General features: G+C 59.8%; 15 protein-coding genes. 8 read left to right on the forward strand and 7 right to left on the reverse strand.

Annotated elements, in window-relative coordinates; genetic code table 11:
* Positions 1–14: 14 nt before the first annotated feature.
* The 3 genes from E7738_RS05150 (at position 15) to E7738_RS05160 (ending at position 3,201) form a co-directional block, all read left to right on the forward strand.
* Positions 15–1,271, forward strand: coding sequence for an MFS transporter (locus E7738_RS05150; protein ID WP_031279123.1), 1,257 nt, complete (start codon positions 15–17; stop codon positions 1,269–1,271).
* A 168-nt stretch (positions 1,272–1,439) separates the two neighbouring features.
* Positions 1,440–1,691 (forward strand): hypothetical protein, encoded by a 252-nt coding sequence (locus E7738_RS05155; RefSeq protein ID WP_021506080.1) that lies wholly within the window; start codon positions 1,440–1,442, stop codon positions 1,689–1,691.
* Between the two features lie 325 nt (positions 1,692–2,016).
* On the forward strand, positions 2,017–3,201 hold the full coding sequence (locus E7738_RS05160; RefSeq protein WP_031279126.1) for a sugar transporter: 1,185 nt from the start codon (positions 2,017–2,019) through the stop codon (positions 3,199–3,201).
* A gap of 52 nt (positions 3,202–3,253) precedes the next feature.
* Here the strand turns inward: E7738_RS05160 and rhaM are convergent, their stop codons facing one another.
* From rhaM to rhaB, 4 genes are read right to left on the reverse strand one after another with little or no spacing between them, the layout of a single operon-like run.
* Positions 3,254–3,568, reverse strand: coding sequence for an L-rhamnose mutarotase (rhaM, locus tag E7738_RS05165; protein ID WP_021506082.1), 315 nt, complete (start codon positions 3,566–3,568; stop codon positions 3,254–3,256).
* The gene (gene rhaD, locus E7738_RS05170; protein WP_021506083.1) at positions 3,558–4,400 is read right to left on the reverse strand and encodes a rhamnulose-1-phosphate aldolase; all 843 of its coding nucleotides are present in this window, start codon (positions 4,398–4,400) and stop codon (positions 3,558–3,560) included. Before rhaD ends, rhaM begins: the two co-directional genes overlap by 11 nt.
* Before the next feature lie 11 nt (positions 4,401–4,411).
* On the reverse strand, positions 4,412–5,668 hold the full coding sequence (locus E7738_RS05175) for an L-rhamnose isomerase (RefSeq protein WP_394516172.1): 1,257 nt from the start codon (positions 5,666–5,668) through the stop codon (positions 4,412–4,414).
* A complete protein-coding gene (gene rhaB / locus E7738_RS05180; RefSeq protein ID WP_166710123.1) occupies positions 5,652–7,133 on the reverse strand; it encodes a rhamnulokinase in 1,482 nt (493 codons plus the stop codon). The genes E7738_RS05175 and rhaB overlap by 17 nt, the downstream gene beginning before the upstream one ends.
* Before the next feature lie 289 nt (positions 7,134–7,422).
* Here rhaB and rhaS point away from each other — a divergent pair, with 289 nt between their 5' ends.
* Positions 7,423–8,244 carry an HTH-type transcriptional activator RhaS gene (rhaS, locus tag E7738_RS05185; RefSeq protein WP_031279128.1) on the forward strand — a complete coding sequence of 274 codons (822 nt, stop codon included), beginning with the start codon at positions 7,423–7,425 and terminating at the stop codon, positions 8,242–8,244.
* A gap of 13 nt (positions 8,245–8,257) precedes the next feature.
* The gene (gene rhaR / locus E7738_RS05190; protein WP_058758520.1) at positions 8,258–9,124 is read left to right on the forward strand and encodes an HTH-type transcriptional activator RhaR; all 867 of its coding nucleotides are present in this window, start codon (positions 8,258–8,260) and stop codon (positions 9,122–9,124) included.
* Positions 9,125–9,165: 41 nt separating this feature from the next.
* Here the strand turns inward: rhaR and rhaT are convergent, their stop codons facing one another.
* Positions 9,166–10,200, reverse strand: a complete 1,035-nt coding sequence (rhaT, locus tag E7738_RS05195) for an L-rhamnose/proton symporter RhaT (protein ID WP_021506088.1) — start codon at positions 10,198–10,200, stop codon at positions 9,166–9,168.
* A 367-nt stretch (positions 10,201–10,567) separates the two neighbouring features.
* On the opposite strand from rhaT, the gene E7738_RS05200 reads away from it, so the two are divergent.
* The 3 genes from E7738_RS05200 (at position 10,568) to aldA (ending at position 12,600) form a co-directional block, all read left to right on the forward strand.
* Entirely contained in the window at positions 10,568–10,891 is a 324-nt protein-coding gene (locus E7738_RS05200; protein WP_058769772.1) for a hypothetical protein, read from the forward strand.
* Positions 10,892–10,905: 14 nt separating this feature from the next.
* Positions 10,906–11,004: a YoaK family small membrane protein gene (locus E7738_RS05205; RefSeq protein ID WP_021313714.1), complete on the forward strand. Its 99-nt coding sequence runs from the start codon at positions 10,906–10,908 to the stop codon at positions 11,002–11,004.
* Positions 11,005–11,163: 159 nt separating this feature from the next.
* Complete coding sequence (gene aldA, locus E7738_RS05210; RefSeq protein ID WP_058780590.1) at positions 11,164–12,600, forward strand: aldehyde dehydrogenase; 1,437 nt, start codon at positions 11,164–11,166, stop codon at positions 12,598–12,600.
* A 40-nt stretch (positions 12,601–12,640) separates the two neighbouring features.
* Here aldA and E7738_RS05215 read toward each other — a convergent pair whose 3' ends face one another.
* Positions 12,641–13,915, reverse strand: coding sequence for an MFS transporter (locus tag E7738_RS05215; protein WP_394516173.1), 1,275 nt, complete (start codon positions 13,913–13,915; stop codon positions 12,641–12,643).
* Entirely contained in the window at positions 13,912–15,333 is a 1,422-nt protein-coding gene (locus E7738_RS05220) for a M20 family metallopeptidase (protein ID WP_394516174.1), read from the reverse strand. The genes E7738_RS05215 and E7738_RS05220 overlap by 4 nt, the downstream gene beginning before the upstream one ends.
* Positions 15,334–15,338 lie beyond the last annotated feature (5 nt).

Below are 15,338 nucleotides of genomic sequence, written 5' to 3' on the forward strand. Positions count from 1 at the left end.
ATTGAGGATGTACTGTGAGTCGCTCTTCCCAGGCTGTGACGCTTGATGAGGACAGCTTGTCCACGAAGCCTGTTACCGCCGATACCGCTACTGAATGGATTGAACGTGGATCGCCGCAGTTTATGCGCGTGACGCTGGCGCTGTTCTCTGCCGGTCTTGCCACTTTCGCCCTGCTCTATTGCGTACAACCGATTCTGCCGGTGCTGTCACAGCAGTTTGGCGTGACGCCTGCCGAAAGCAGTATTTCGCTGTCGCTCTCCACCGGGCTGATGGCGCTGGGCCTGCTGTTCACCGGCCCGCTGTCAGATGCGATTGGGCGTAAATCGGTGATGGTGACCGCGCTGATGCTGGCGGCGATTTGTACGCTGATCTCCGCCACCATGAGCAGCTGGCAGGGGATTCTGCTGATGCGCGCGCTGACCGGTCTGTCGCTCAGTGGCGTCGCGGCGGTGGGCATGACTTACCTGAGCGAAGAGATGCACCCGCGGGTCATCGCCTTCTCCATGGGGCTGTACATCAGCGGTAACTCGATTGGCGGCATGAGCGGTCGTTTACTCTCCGGTGTACTGACCGACTTTTTCTCGTGGCGTATTGCCATTGGCGTCATTGGCTGCTGTGCGCTGGCTGGCGCGCTGATGTTCTGGAAAATTCTGCCCGCGTCGCGCCATTTTCGCCCTGCCTCGCTGCGGCCACGCAGTTTGCTGATCAACTTCCGCCTGCACTGGCGCGACAAAGGGTTGCCGCTGCTGTTTGCCGAAGGCTTTCTGCTGATGGGCGCGTTTGTCACGCTGTTTAACTACATCGGCTACCGTTTACTGAGCGCGCCGTGGTCACTGAGCCAGGCGGTGGTCGGGCTGCTGTCCGTGGTGTATCTCACCGGTTCGTGGAGCTCGCCGAAAGCCGGCGCGATGACCAGCCGCTTTGGTCGCGGTCCGGTGATGACGGGCGCCACGGCGATCATGCTGGCCGGTCTGCTGCTGACCGCCTTTAGTTCGCTGTGGCTGATTTTGCCGGGCATGATGCTGTTTACTGCCGGCTTCTTTGCCGCCCATTCGGTGGCCAGCGGCTGGATTGGACCGCGCGCGCGCCGGGCGAAAGGCCAGGCATCATCACTTTACCTGTTCAGCTACTACGTGGGCTCCAGCGTGGCCGGCACCCTGGGCGGCGTGTTCTGGCACCGATACGGCTGGCCGGGCGTAACCCTGTTTATCAGCGCCCTGCTGGTGCTGGCACTGCTGGTTGGCCTGCGTTTACAGGGCCGCAAACTGTAATACCCTTCATCGTTAGCGCGGGACCTCAGCGTCCCGCCTGCTCCGCTGGATTCGAATAATCAGGCATTCGCGCCGTACCACTTAAAACAAAATAGCAATTCATCGCTATAATTCGTTCTATTCCAATAATACATAGACTTATTTTTTACACAGCAATGAGGTAGTCAGATGGAGCTTTACTATTATGTCGATAAGCATGCCGGTTATAACGACAATCATGTGGTGCATGCGAAGGGCTGTCCGTTCCTGCCTTCCGACGGCGGTCGCCGTTTTCTGGGGACTTTTTACACGCCCGGTGCCGCAATCCAGCAGGCGCGTAAATTTTACGCCACTGCGTTGGGCTGCGAACACTGCTGCCCGGTGGGCGTAAAAAAAAATCCGACCCACAACTTTAGCGTGGCACTAAAGCATATGGCGTGACTCTGATAATCCTGGTCTGAACCACACCCGTCCGCACGATACCCGCCCTCAGCACGGCTAAGCGATTTTTCTGTTACAGAAACACCTGACTTAGCCTGTGCTGGTACGGCAGACTCGCGGGCCGGCAGCACGCAGCCGCAACAACTCTCCATAACCGCAGGCTATTTACCACGCTCAGCGCGATAAGAAATATTCAGTGATAAAACCCGGGTTAACGGTTTTCATCGGCTGACTAATGCTCCACAATAGCGGAAATTTGTGATCGAGGTCACTTTACCGGGTGCATTCTGACCCCCTCACTCGTCGTTTAGCCGATTAGAATTCAATGCAATCAACAACCGTTTCCCGTAAAACAGCCTGGCTGCGCGTGGTGCTGCTGGCTATCGCTGCTTTTGTCTTCAATACCACCGAATTTGTGCCGGTTGGCCTGCTGTCGGACATCGCCAGCAGCTTTGCAATGAAAACCGCTGATGTCGGTATCATGCTGACCATCTATGCCTGGGTCGTGGCGCTGTTATCGCTGCCGTTAATGCTGCTGACGCGCAACGTCGAGCGCCGCCTGCTGCTGGCCATCCTGTTTATTCTGTTTGTTGCCAGCCACCTGTTATCGGCCGTGGCGTGGGATTTCACGTCGCTGGTGCTGTCGCGCATTGGTATTGCGCTGGCGCATGCGGTGTTCTGGTCGATCACCGCCTCGCTGGCGATTCGCGTTGCGCCGGCCGGCAAGAAAACCCAGGCGTTGAGTATGCTGGCCACGGGCACGGCGCTGGCGATGGTGCTGGGCGTGCCGATTGGTCGTATTGTGGGTCAGTATCTGGGCTGGCGTACCACCTTTGGTATGATCGGCCTGTCAGCACTGGTACTGCTGATTATGCTGGTGCGGATACTGCCGCGCCTGCCGAGTGAGCACACCGGTTCACTCAGCAGCGTGCCGATGCTGTTTCGCCGCCCGGCGCTGGTGGCGATGTACATTCTGGTCACCGTCGTGGTGACCGCGCACTACACCGCTTACAGCTATATCGAGCCGTTTATGCAGGTGGTAGCCAGCGCCGATGAGAACTTCACCACCCTGTTACTGCTGCTGTTCGGCTCAGCCGGCATTCTGGGCAGCATTCTGTTCAGCACGCTGGGCAATAAATTCCCGTCCGCGCTGCTGATCGCCGCCATTGCGCTGATTACCCTGTGTATGGGTCTGCTGGTGTTTGCTGCGGTACGCCCGGCAGCGATTACCGTGCTGTGTATTATCTGGGGAATGGCAATGATGATGATCGGCCTGGCGATGCAGGTGCGCGTGCTATCGCTGGCACCGGACGCCACCGACGTCGCCATGTCGCTGTTTTCCGGTATTTATAACATCGGTATTGGCGCAGGCGCGCTACTCGGTAACCAGGTCAGTCTGCATCTGCAGATGGCAGACGTGGGCAACGTGGGCGCCATCATTGGCCTGGCGGGACTGTTCTGGTGTATCGCCATTTTCCGCCGTTATCCGCAGCTGCGCTCCAACGGCTAATGCGTTTCACAGGCAGCGGCGCCCCTGGCGGCACCGCTGCTGACATGGCCGGCTAAGGCAGGAAAAACATCGGCTGCAGGGCTTTGCTCAGCGGGCTGTTGTCGGGATTTGATGGCATCAGGTCACGCATAGACGCCCACCAGCGCTGACACACCTCGGTTTGCGCCACGGCCTGCCAGCGCGCTTCGGATTCAACCTCGACGCTGGCAAACAGCAGGTTGCGTTCAGCATCCAGCCAGATCGCGTAGTTATGGGCGCCATGCGCTTTCAGCGTCCGTTCCAGCTCCGGCCAGATTGGCGTGTGACGGCGCTGATACTCCGCATGGCAGTGCGCATAGACCTGCATGACGAACGCTTTACGCAACATCACTGCGCTCCGCCTGCAGCGCCGCCGGCCACGGCTTCACGTTAAAGCGCTCGCCCAGCGCAATCAGCTGTTCGGTGGTGATGCTCTGACGAATGCCGCCCATCGACAGCGCCATGACCACCACCTGCGATGACTTCTCAGCGGTATCAATCAGACCAAAGGTTTCGTCGAGCGTCGGTCCGGTGCCAAAGATTCCGTGGAAAGGCCACATCACCAGGCTATGGCTGGCCATCGCTTCTGCCGTCGCCTGACCAATGCCATCGGTACCCGGTACCATCCAGGGCAAAATGCCGACGCCATCGGGGAACACCACCAGGCACTCGGTGCTGCCCTCCCACAGCAGGCGGGTAAAGCGCGCCGCATCCAGATCCACCACATAGCTGAGCGCCATAAAGTGGGTGGCGTGACAGTGCATAATCACCCGGTCCGCGCCGTGGCTCAGTGTCTTGCGTACGCTGTGCGACTGAAAGTGCGCCGCCAGCTCGGACGTTGGCAACCCTCCGTTGCTGAGCCCCCAGTGAATTTTGTACGACAGCCCTTTGTCATCCACCTGCAGCAGCACCAGACTGTCTGCCGGATCGAGCTGCACGTTGCGAAAGAACTTCCCGGAGCCGGTCACCAGAAACCAGTCGTTGGCCAGCGCGGGCGCCGGCTTGCTCAGTTCAATACAGCGCGGTGCCGGATAAAAATCGCTGGCATACGCGCTGACCTCTTCCGGCAACAGACGCAGACTGACGTTGCCGCCGTTACGTTCATCCCAGCCTTTCAGCCACATGTCACTGGTGGCTTTAACCATGTCGCGCACAAACCACGCGGAGAGAATTGTTTGCATGAATCGATTCCTTAACGTTGACGCAGCACGTGTTGTTCGTAGTGACGGACTTCGCTTAGCCAGCTGGCATCGGCTGGCACATCGTGGCGCAGGCACCACGCTTCCCATACCGCCTGCCACGGCAGCGACTTCTGCTCTTCAAGCAGCGCCAGACGGGCGGTGAAATCCCCTTCACGCTCCCGCTGACGCAGCTGTTCGCCTGGCTCCAGCAGCGCCCGCAACAGGGCTTTTTGGGTATTGCGCGTGCCGATCACCCAGGCGGCAATGCGGTTGATCGAGGCATCGAAGAAGTCGAGACCGATGTGCACCCTGTCGAACAACTTTTGTCGGGCGATCTCACTGGCAATCGCCTGGGTTTCATCATCCAGCATCACCACGTGATCGCTGTCCCAGCGGACCGGACGGCTGACGTGCAACAGCAGGCGCGGCACAAACAGCATGGCGCTGGAGATTTTGTCGGAGATCACTTCGGTAGGATGGAAGTGGCCGGCATCCAGCGTCAGCGCGGTCTGGCGGCTGGTGGCGTAACCGAGGCAGAACTCACTGGAACCCACGGTGTAACTCTCCGCGCCAATGCCAAACAGTTTGCTTTCTACCGCATCAATGTGGTGCTGCGGATTCAGCGGTTCGCGGATGATCTCATCCAGCGCGCTGGCGAGACGCTGGCGCGGCGCGAGGCGATCGACGGTGAGATCTTTCATCCCGTCCGGCACCCAGATATTCATGACTGACGGCGTGCCCAGCTGCTCGCCAAACCAGGCAGAAATACGGCGGCTGGCGGTGCAGTGGTCGATCCAGAACTGGCGAATGCCCGGATCGGCATGCGACAGCGTAAACCCGTCTGCGCTAAGCGCATGAGAAAAACAGGTTGGGTTAAAATCCAGCCCCAGCTGCCTGCTTTTCGCCCACTCCAGCCAGTTGCTGAAGTGCTGCGGTTCAATCGCATCACGTTCCACCGGGCGGTCGCTTTCAAGGTAGATGGCATGCAGGTTGAGGCGTTTGGCGCCGGGAATCAGCGACATCGCTTTGTCGAGATCGGCACGCAGTTCAACCGCGTTGCGCGCCCGCCCCGGATAGTTGCCGGTCGCCTGAATGCCGCCGGTGAGCGCCCCCTGCGGATTCTCAAACCCACGTACATCGTCGCCCTGCCAGCAGTGCATCGACACCGGAATGGTATCCAGTTGTGCCATCACCTGTTCCACATCTACCCCAATGGCGGCGTAGCGTTGTCTGGCCAGTTCAAAGGCCTGTTCAATCAGCTTTGTCATATGCAAGTTCCTTAGCAGGTAGGCTCAGCGCCGCAAAGCGAGCCTGATGGGCCGCAAAGACGCTGTGATTCAGCGGGATAAATTTTTCTAACGGGAAATTGTGGCGAATGCAGCGGCGTAAATCGGCCACGTCGCGCAACTCACCCAGCGCGATCAGCTGGCAGCCGATGTTGCCCAGCGTCGAGGCTTCCACCGGGCCGGCAAACACCGGCAGCTGGCAGGCATCGGCGCACAGCTGGTTAAGTAGCGGATTCTGGCAGCCGCCACCGACGATATGTAACTGACGCAGCGCAGCGCCGCGCAGGTGGCTAAGCTCCTGCAGCGTCTGCGAATAGAGCAGCGCCAGGCTGTCAAAGATGGTGCGCGCCAGCGCCGCCGGGCTGTGCGGCACGGGCATCGCCTGTTCGGCGCAGGCGTTCTGGATCTCCTGCACCATACTGGCCGGATTGATGAAGCGGTGATGATTAGGGTGAATCAGGGCGCGGCAGGCCGGTTCCCGCGCGGCGTCGGCGATCAGCGCAGTGAGATCGCTGATGTGCAGTTCGCTGCACACCCGTTGCAACAGCCACAGGCCCATGATGTTTTTCAGCACCCGATAGCCTTCCGCACCGCCTTCATTGGTCAGATTAGCCTGCAGCGCCGCCTCGCTGACGCAGGGCTGCAGGCTTTCGATGCCGATCAGCGACCAGGTGCCGGAGCTGAGATAGGCAGCATCGTCCTGTTCCAGCGGCGTGGCCAGCACCGCGCTGGCGGTATCATGGGTGGCGACGGCGATCACCGGGATGCGCTGGCCGCTGGCGTTGCGCCAGTAACCGACGGTATTGCCCGGCGCACGCGGCGTGCCGAACCAGCTGGCGTCTGCGCCCGCCCAGGCCAGCAGCTCGCGATCCCATTCGCCGCTGTGGATGTTGAGCAGCTGGGTGGTGGTGGCGTTGGTGTATTCCCAGTTGAGTTCACCGGTCAGGCGATAGTGCAGATAATCCGGAATCATCAGCGCGTGCTTCACCTGCGCCTGCCAGTCCGGTTGCTGCAGATGCAGCGCGCGCAGCTGATACAGCGTGTTGAACGGCAGAAACTGAATGCCGGTGCGCTGATAGAGCGCCGGTTTCCCGAGTTCACGCATCGCCTGGGCCATCAGGCCGTCGGTGCGTTTATCACGGTAGCTGACCGCTTCACCCACCCGCTCGCCGTGCGCGTCCAGCAGCACCAGATCCACGCCCCAGGTATCAATGCCGAGGCTGTCCGGCACAATGCCCTCCTCATCCAGCTGCTGCAGTCCGGCGCGAATCTCCTGTTCCAGCCGGTCCAGGTCCCAGCAGTCATAATCGCCGCGCTGCACGCGCGGGTTGGCGAAACGCCGCACTTCGCGCAGGCTGAGCTGCTGACGGTCAGCCTGCCAGCTGGCCAGCATGACGCGGCCACTGGATGCGCCTAAATCGATGGCAACAATATTACGCAGACTCATGGCGAGTACTCCCTGTGAAGACATGGCGACAGAGTAAAAATCCTGCGCCGCAGACACCTTCCCGCGAGTGCCAGCGGGTCATCACCGCTGGCAGGTTTGCAAAGGTGTTCGTGAGTGAGCTCACAGAACCGCATAACGGCAGAGTTGTGAGCCTTGCCGCAATTCCATCAATCACTTAGGCGATCTTGAATAATTGGCGATTTTCCTGCGCTGCCCGGTGCAAAATTCAAGGTAAGGTGGCAGGCGGCTGCGTAGACTCGGTTACGGTTTTGTTAACTGAGGGCGCATGATGACGGTATTACACAGTGCTGATTTCTTTCCGGCCGGCGATTACACGATAGCCATTGAACCGCGTGTACCGCAGTCGGCGTTTCCGGAGCATCACCATGATTTTCATGAAATTGTGCTGGTGGAACAGGGCTCGGGCATCCACGTATTCAATGGTCAGCCGCAGGCGCTCAGCGCCGGCTGCGTCTGTTTTGTGCGCGATCACGATCGCCATCTGTACGAGCAAACCGACAATCTGTGCCTGACGAATGTGTTGTATCGCAGTCCGGCGGCGTTCCGCTTTCTGTCCGGTCTGCAGGCGCTGCTGCCGCGCGAACAGGACGGCCAGTATGTTTCACACTGGCGGATCAACCATAAAGTGATGGCGCAGGCGCTGCAGCTGGTGACGCAGATGAAGCAGCCGGACAGCTGGTCGCTGGAACGTCAGGCGCAGCAGGAACAGCACTTTTTGCAGCTGCTGGTGCTGCTGCGCGAGGCGGCGCACAACGATCAGGCGCAGGACCAGGATGCCCGCCTGCACCGCTTGCTGGACTGGCTGAATGCGCACTACAGTGAGGAGATTGCGTGGGAAGCGCTGGCCGATCGCTTCTGTTTGTCGCTGCGTACCCTGCATCGCCAGATGAAGCAGCAGACCGGCAGCACGCCGCAGCGCTATCTCAATCGGCTGCGTTTATTGCAGGCGCGGCACCTGTTGCGCCACAGCGAGATGCGCATCACGGACATCGCCTATCAGTGTGGGTTTGGTGACAGTAATCACTTCTCCACCCTGTTCCGGCGGGAATTTGGCTGCGCGCCGCGCATGGCGCGCCAGCAGATGGGGTAACCGGAGGGCTGACATGCCGCTGTTACTGACGCGCGAGGATTACTTCCCGGCCAGCAATTTGCCTATTGCCGTGGCAGAACGCATGCCGCAGCCCTCTTTCCCACCGCACCGGCATGAGTTCAGCGAGATCGTGATTGTCTGGCGCGGTAATGGCCTGCATATCCTCAACGATCGGCCGTGGCTGATCACCTGTGGCGATGTGTTTTACATTCGCGACAGTGATTGCCACAGCTTTGATAGCGTCAACGATCTGGCGCTCGACAATATTCTCTACTGCCGCGATCGCTTCAGCCTGGCGCTCGACTGGCAGCAGCTGCTGCCGCCACAGGATGAAGAGACACCCGCCAGCTGGCGTCTGACCACGCGCGGCATGGCGCTGGCGCGCGGCGTCATCAGCCAGCTGGAGCGCGAAAGTCGCAAAAGTGATTCGCTATCGATTCAGCTGTCGGAAGCGCTGTTTTTGCAGCTGGCACTGATATTGCGCCGTCACGGCTACGCCGCCGATCGCCCGTGGGTGCTGCCGGAGGGCGAACAGCTCGATCTGCTGATGTCGGCGCTGCTCGGCGATATCAGCCGCCCCTTCGATCTGCCCCATTTCTGCCAGCAAAATCAGCTCAGCGAACGGTCGCTGAAACAGCTGTTCCGTCAGCAAACCGGCATGACCATCGGCCACTACCTGCGTCAGCTGCAGCTTTGTCAGGCAAAATATCTGTTGCGCACGCAGGCATGTCTGATTAGCGAAGTGGCGGCGCGCTGCGGGTTTGATGACAGCAACTACTTTTCCGTGGTGTTTACGCGCGAAACCGGGTTAACGCCCAGCGCATGGCGTCAGCGTTTTTTGTCGCCGCGCGAACCGATGGCAGACAAAGAAAAAGCCTGACGCGCGCAGAGACGCGTCAGGCGGTGCGGTGTTAAGCGTTATCAGGCGGCCATACCGAGACCGACAATGTTTGCCGCGATAATGATTACCACGCAGCCAATCGACAACACGCTCACCGGTCGACGCCCCACCGATTTCCACTCCTTCAGCACCAGTCCCACCAGGCCGCCGCACAGCACATACAGGCTCATGTGCAGCATCCAGCTTACGAAGTCGTACTGCGGAGGAATTTTTGCGTGGCCCCAGGCATAAAAGAAGAACTGCAGATACCACATGGTTCCCCCCAGCACGGCGAAGGCGATGTTGGCGATCAGCAGCGGTTTTGCCACGGAAAAGTCGCGGCGCAGCGAAAGCTCCGGCTTCACCGCCAGGCGGATAAAGCAGTACGCGAGGTTGATCAGCGCGCCACCGCCCATAATCACCACGTAACTCGGCAACGCCACATACAGCGGATTGATGCCCAGACTGGCAGCGGCTTCATGCATCGGCTTCGCCGCATCCATGGCAAATGACATGCCGGCAGAGAAGATGCCGCACAGCACCGCCAGCACCAGGCCTTTCTTCAGGTTAAAATCTTCGGCGTTGATCCCCAGCGCCCGCTCCTTTAGCAGTCCGGCACGTGACACAATCGCCACACCCAGCAGCGCAACCAGCACGCCCAGCAGCGTCATCCGGCCACCGGCGGAGCTGAACAGTTCAACGAATCGGCCCTGCAACAGCGGCGTCATCAGCGTCCCCACCACCAGCGTAATGCCAATGGCGATACCAATCCCCATCGACATCCCCAGATAGCGCATGGTGAGGCCATAGTTGATGTTGCCGATGCCCCACATGGCACCGAACAGAAACACCGGCAGCAGCTGCGATAAACTGAAACTGCTGTAGTACGCCCAGAAGTTCGGTAACAGCGCGGCACTGACTGCCCAGGGCAGAATCAGCCACGACATCACGCCGCCGACCGACCACATGGTTTCCCATGACCACTTTTTAACCTGTTTAAACGGAGCATAAAAACAGGCGGCGCTGGCGGCACCCACCAGATGCCAGAAGATACCTGCAAGAATGGCACTGTTCATTGTTATTCCTTCGTAAGGTTGAGGCCAGACGGAAACACCTGCGGTTTCCGATTAGTGGCAGTCTATGGCGCACTGCGTGGACTCAGCCTTTGGATGGTTGCCGTAAAGCCAGGCTGACTGGCAAAATCGGGTGGGTATGCAACATAAGGATCACAAATTCGAATTTGCCGCTGTTATGCCGGGGAAACTCTTTAAGTTGCTTATTATTCGGCATATTTTTGATTTATGTTGTGTTGATCGGCACAGTTTTTCATCTGTTGCCAGCGCGCCGCTTAACATGGCACTCACACAAAGCTGCGCGAAGCACTTCCCCCGACGGGGTTAAATCCGTATAACGTGGGAAAAATCATCGGAACCAGGGATTGAGATGAAGAGCAAACGGTTAACGCTGGTGCTGTCGCAGGCGGTGAGCCGCGTGATGCTGGATGACATCCGCGCCATCGTGCCGCCCGAGGCGCTGAATGTGTTCATTAATGGCTTAGATAGCTGCCACTACGCCACGCTGGACTGCGTGCAGAGCGAAGAGAACTGCGCGCTGCTGGCGTCAGCCATTGTGGTGTGGCGTCAGCTCGGCCATGTGCATCAGATTCAGTATCAGAAAGGCGAACATCTGCGTCAGGTCGATGACGCGACACAATTTCAGCTATTCAGTATGATGAAAACACACCGCGCGCTAATCCAGCTCGCCTAACGCTCAGGATGCATATGAAAATCGGTCTGCTGTTCCCCATCGCCATTATCGTTGCCGGTGTCAGTTTTCTGGTCTGGTTTATTGCCAGCGGCGCCATGATGCCCGGTTCCTGAAAAGGTCCACTGACGCAGAATGCTGCGTCGGTCGCGTGATTCTTACCGCTATTGCCAGCGCCCTGCTGGTGCTGGCAGTGATAAAAAGGTCGCCAGCGTTCATCTGCTTCACTCTTTCTTCACATCAGTTTAACAAAACCGAGCGTGGAGCCCCTTCACATGACCCTTCATCATCAACACTACATTAATGGCGCGTTTGTCGAGGCGCATAACGATAGCTGGATTGAAGTGATTAACCCGGCGACGGAAACCCTGCTATCACGCGTGCCCCAGGGCAGCAAACAGCAGGCAGCGGCAGCCATTGCCGCCGCAGAAGCCGCTCAGCCCGGTTGGGAAGCGTTACCGGCGGTGACGCGCGGCGACTGGCTGCACCGCATCGCCACGGCTATTCGCCAGCGCGAGCCTGAGCTGAGCGCCACCCTCGTCGCGGAGGGCGGCAAAACCCAGGCGCTGGCGCAAACCGAAGTGCTGTTTACCGCTGACTACCTCGACTATATGGCGGAATGGGCGCGACGCTACGAAGGGGAAATCGTCAACAGCGATCGCCCAAACGAAAACATCTTTGTGTTTAAGAAAGCGATTGGCGTGACCACCGGCATTCTGCCGTGGAATTTTCCCTTCTTCCTGATTGCGCGCAAAGCGGCACCGGCGCTGATCACCGGCAACACTATCGTGCTGAAGCCGAGTGAGATCACCCCGAATAACGCCGCCCTGTTCGCCGCCATTATCGACGACATCGGCCTGCCGCCCGGGGTAATTAACATCGTTTACGGCTATGGCCCAGAGGTGGGACAGGAACTGGCCGCCAACCCGAAAGTCGGGTTAGTGAGCCTGACCGGCAGCGTCAACGCCGGCATCGCCACCATGGCCGCCGCGGCACCGAATGTGACCAAAGTGTCGCTGGAGTTGGGCGGTAAAGCACCTGCAATTGTCATGGACGACGCCGACCTCGATCTGGCCGTCAGGGCTATCGTCAGTTCGCGCATTATTAACAGCGGTCAGGTGTGTAACTGCGCCGAGCGCGTGTATGTGCAAGACGGCATTTACGATCGATTTATCAGCGCCCTGACCGGGGCGATGCAGCAGGTGAAATTTGGCGATCCGGCGCTGCAGGCCGATGTGGATATGGGGCCGCTGATTAGCGCAGCCGCGTGCGACCGCGTCGGGCAAAAGGTCGCCAGCGCCGTTGCGCAGGGCGGCAAGGTGGTGCTGGGTGGCAAACGCGCCGGTGAACGTGGTTTTTATTTTGAACCGACCATCATCACCGGGGTACGTCAGGAGATGGCGATCATGCGTGAGGAGATTTTTGGCCCGGTGCTGCCGGTGATGCGCTTTACCACGCTGGATGAAGCCATTGCGCTGGCTAACGACTGCGACTATGGCCTGACCTCATCGCTCTATACCCGCGATCTGAACACCGCGATGATCGCGCTGCGCCGGCTGAAATTCGGGGAAACCTACATTAACCGCGAAAATTTTGAAGCGATGCAGGGATTCCATGCCGGCTGGCGCAAATCCGGCATCGGCGGTGCCGATGGCCGCCACGGGCTGGAGGAGTATCTGCAAACGCACGTCGCCTATCTGCAGTTTGCCTGATGCGTAAACACCGGTGCGCAGCGCGCGCACCGGTTGCCACTTAGCGTATCCGTTTCTGACTGCGCAGCAGCGCTATCCCGCTTAAGAGCGACATCGCCATCAGGTAGTAGCCCGGCGCCAGACTGGTGCCGGTGGCACTGATCAGCAGCGTGCAAATCAGCGGTGCAAAACCGCCAAACACCGTAACCGCAATATTATAGCTGATGGCCATGCCGCTGGCGCGCGTACCAATCGGGAACAGATCCGCCATCACCGAGGGTACGGTAGAAAAATAGATCGATTTCAGCAGCGCCATCCAGCACACCAGCACGATCAGCGTGGCCGGCGTGGTGTGATTGACCACCAGCCGAAAGGCCGGATAGATGGTGACCATCAGCAGTATGAGCGATCCCCACATCAGCGGCAGGCGGCCAATGCGCTCCGCCCACCATCCCATCAGCGGCGTCACCACCGTCAGAATCACCCCGGCCAGCAGCGTGGCGGTAAAGGCCACCGAGCCCGGCAGATGCAGATTTTTAGTCGCATAGGTCGGCACGTAGTTGAGCATGTAGTTGACCGCCGTGGAGATCACCATCAGGCCAATCGCCAGCAGCATCAGCGCTTTTTGCCGGCCAAGCAGCCGTTTGAGCGGGGCCGCTTCCGGCGTCTGCGCGGCAAAGCTGGCGGGCTCGTGCACGTGACGGCGGATATACAGCCCGAGCGGGCCAATCAGCAGGCCGAAGGCAAACGGAATACGCCAGCCCCACGCCTGAATCTGGCCTTCGCTCAGGATCTGCGTCAGACCGAGACCAAACGCCGAGGCCATCAGCGTGCTGGCGCCCTGGGTGGCGAACTGCCAGCTGGCGATAAAGGCTTTGCGCTCGGGAAAATGCTCGACCAGAAACGCCGTAGAGCTGCCAAATTCGCCACCGGCAGAGAAGCCCTGCACCAGGCGCGCCAGCAGGATCAGCAGCGGTGCGAGCAGGCCGATGCTGTCGTAGCCCGGCATAAAAGTAATGATGGCTCCGCCAAGCATCATCAGATTGATTGAGAGCAGCAGCGCTTTTTTACGCCCGTGGCGATCGGCATAGTTGCCCAGCACCACCGCGCCCAGCGGGCGAATCAGAAAGGAGACGCCGAAACTGCCAAAGGTCAGCAGCAGCGAGACCGACGCATCGCTGGTGGGAAAGAAGGCGTGGGCGATATAGCTGGCGAAAAAGCCATATACCGCAATGTCGAACCACTCCAGCGCATTACCGATGCAGGTCGCAAACAGCGTTTTATGCAGGTTAGGCTTCACACCGCTCAGCGGTGCGCTATGGCTGAGGCTGCTCATGCGCCACCTCCCGCATAAGCGCGGTGTTGCGCCAGCCATTGCGTGCCCTGCTCGCCCAGCTCCCACAGCAGCTGCGTCATGATCTGCAGCCCTTCGCGGGCAATCGATTTCAGCATGTGCTCATTCACGCCATGCTGACCGCAGGCGGGATACGAATGTGGCACCCACAGCGTTGGCAGGCCCAGAATCTCCGCGAACACCTCATTTGGCAGCGATCCACCAAGGTTGGGCAGCAGCGCCGGTTTTTTGCCGCTGGTTGCCGCCATGCTGTTCAGCACCCAGTGCACCAGCGGATCGTCAGGATCGAGACGCGTGGCGGGTGAACCGCGCAAAAATTCAACCTCAACATCATGGAAGCCGTGCTGCGCCAGATGCGCGCTGACGTGCTGCGCCAGCCGCTGCCAGTCGGTACCGACCACAAAACGCAGCTGGCACACCGCCGTCGCGCTGCCGGGAATGGCATTCATCGGGCGCGCCGGGTTACCGGTGAGAAACGACAGCACTTCCAGCGTGTTCCAGCCGTACAGGCGTTCGGCAGGCGTCAGGCCTGGCTCGCCCCAGTTGGTGTCAATCGCGGGATCGCCTGGCATGCCACCCACCTCGATATCGCTGAGAATGGCGCGCACCTGCGGCGTCAGCGAGTCGGGCCGCAGCGCCTCCACCTGCAGCACGCCCTGCGCGTCCACCAGCGTGGCGATGGCGCTGGCCAGCCGGGTGCCGGGATTGCTCAGCAGTCCGCCCCAGTTGCCGGAGTGATAAGCATTGTCACGCGCGTTGATGGTCAGGCGGAAATTTACCGCACCGCGCGAACCGAGGAACAGCGTCGGCCGCACGGCGTTGAGCCGCGGACCGTCTGAGGCAATGAACAGGTCAGCCTGCAACAGTTCCGCCTGCTGCTGACACAGCTGCGCCAGCCCCGGCGAGCTGATCTCTTCGCCCATCTCAAACAGCCATTTGCAGTTAAAGCCGAGACGGCCGCCGCGCGCCTGGTACACCTGCTCCAGCGCCGCAAGATTGACGCAGTGCTGACCTTTGTTGTCGGCGCTGCCGCGTCCGTACCAGCGATCGCCCTCTTCGGTCAGCTGCCACGGCGACAGCCCGCTGCGCCAGTTTTCGTCATCGCCGAATACCACATCACCGTGCCCGTAGCTCAGCAAGGTCGGTAAGGCGGGATCTTCCATGCGCACCGCCACGAGGAATGGCCGGCCGGCAGCGTGCGGGTTATTGATGAGCTGTAGCGTGAAGCCCAGCGCCTGCAGTTGCGGTGCAATCTCCTGCTGCAAATAGTCCTGTAACGCCACATCGCGATCGTCGCGCTGGCTCTCGGTCTGCCACGCCACGCGGCGCGCCAGGATACGTTGAAATTCCCCGCTGTCGAAATATGCGGTGGCCTGCTGAACCGCCTGTTGTGCTGTCATGTTTG

The organism is Pantoea sp. SGAir0430 (assembly GCF_043549295.1).

What these genes read in the sequence shown, in the direction of transcription:
- rhaS (WP_031279128.1), top strand. Translation starts at nt 7,423, where the DNA reads ATGACGGTATTACACAGTGCTGATTTCTTTCCGGCCGGCGATTACACG.
- E7738_RS05155 (WP_021506080.1), top strand. Translation starts at nt 1,440, where the DNA reads ATGGAGCTTTACTATTATGTCGATAAGCATGCCGGTTATAACGACAAT.
- rhaM (WP_021506082.1), bottom strand. Translation starts at nt 3,568, where the DNA reads ATGTTGCGTAAAGCGTTCGTCATGCAGGTCTATGCGCACTGCCATGCG.
- E7738_RS05175 (WP_394516172.1), bottom strand. Translation starts at nt 5,668, where the DNA reads ATGACAAAGCTGATTGAACAGGCCTTTGAACTGGCCAGACAACGCTAC.
- rhaD (WP_021506083.1), bottom strand. Translation starts at nt 4,400, where the DNA reads ATGCAAACAATTCTCTCCGCGTGGTTTGTGCGCGACATGGTTAAAGCC.
- rhaR (WP_058758520.1), top strand. Translation starts at nt 8,258, where the DNA reads ATGCCGCTGTTACTGACGCGCGAGGATTACTTCCCGGCCAGCAATTTG.
- E7738_RS05160 (WP_031279126.1), top strand. Translation starts at nt 2,017, where the DNA reads ATGCAATCAACAACCGTTTCCCGTAAAACAGCCTGGCTGCGCGTGGTG.
- E7738_RS05215 (WP_394516173.1), bottom strand. Translation starts at nt 13,915, where the DNA reads ATGAGCAGCCTCAGCCATAGCGCACCGCTGAGCGGTGTGAAGCCTAAC.
- rhaB (WP_166710123.1), bottom strand. Translation starts at nt 7,133, where the DNA reads ATGAGTCTGCGTAATATTGTTGCCATCGATTTAGGCGCATCCAGTGGC.
- E7738_RS05205 (WP_021313714.1), top strand. Translation starts at nt 10,906, where the DNA reads ATGAAAATCGGTCTGCTGTTCCCCATCGCCATTATCGTTGCCGGTGTC.
- E7738_RS05220 (WP_394516174.1), bottom strand. Translation starts at nt 15,333, where the DNA reads ATGACAGCACAACAGGCGGTTCAGCAGGCCACCGCATATTTCGACAGC.
- aldA (WP_058780590.1), top strand. Translation starts at nt 11,164, where the DNA reads ATGACCCTTCATCATCAACACTACATTAATGGCGCGTTTGTCGAGGCG.
- rhaT (WP_021506088.1), bottom strand. Translation starts at nt 10,200, where the DNA reads ATGAACAGTGCCATTCTTGCAGGTATCTTCTGGCATCTGGTGGGTGCC.
- E7738_RS05200 (WP_058769772.1), top strand. Translation starts at nt 10,568, where the DNA reads ATGAAGAGCAAACGGTTAACGCTGGTGCTGTCGCAGGCGGTGAGCCGC.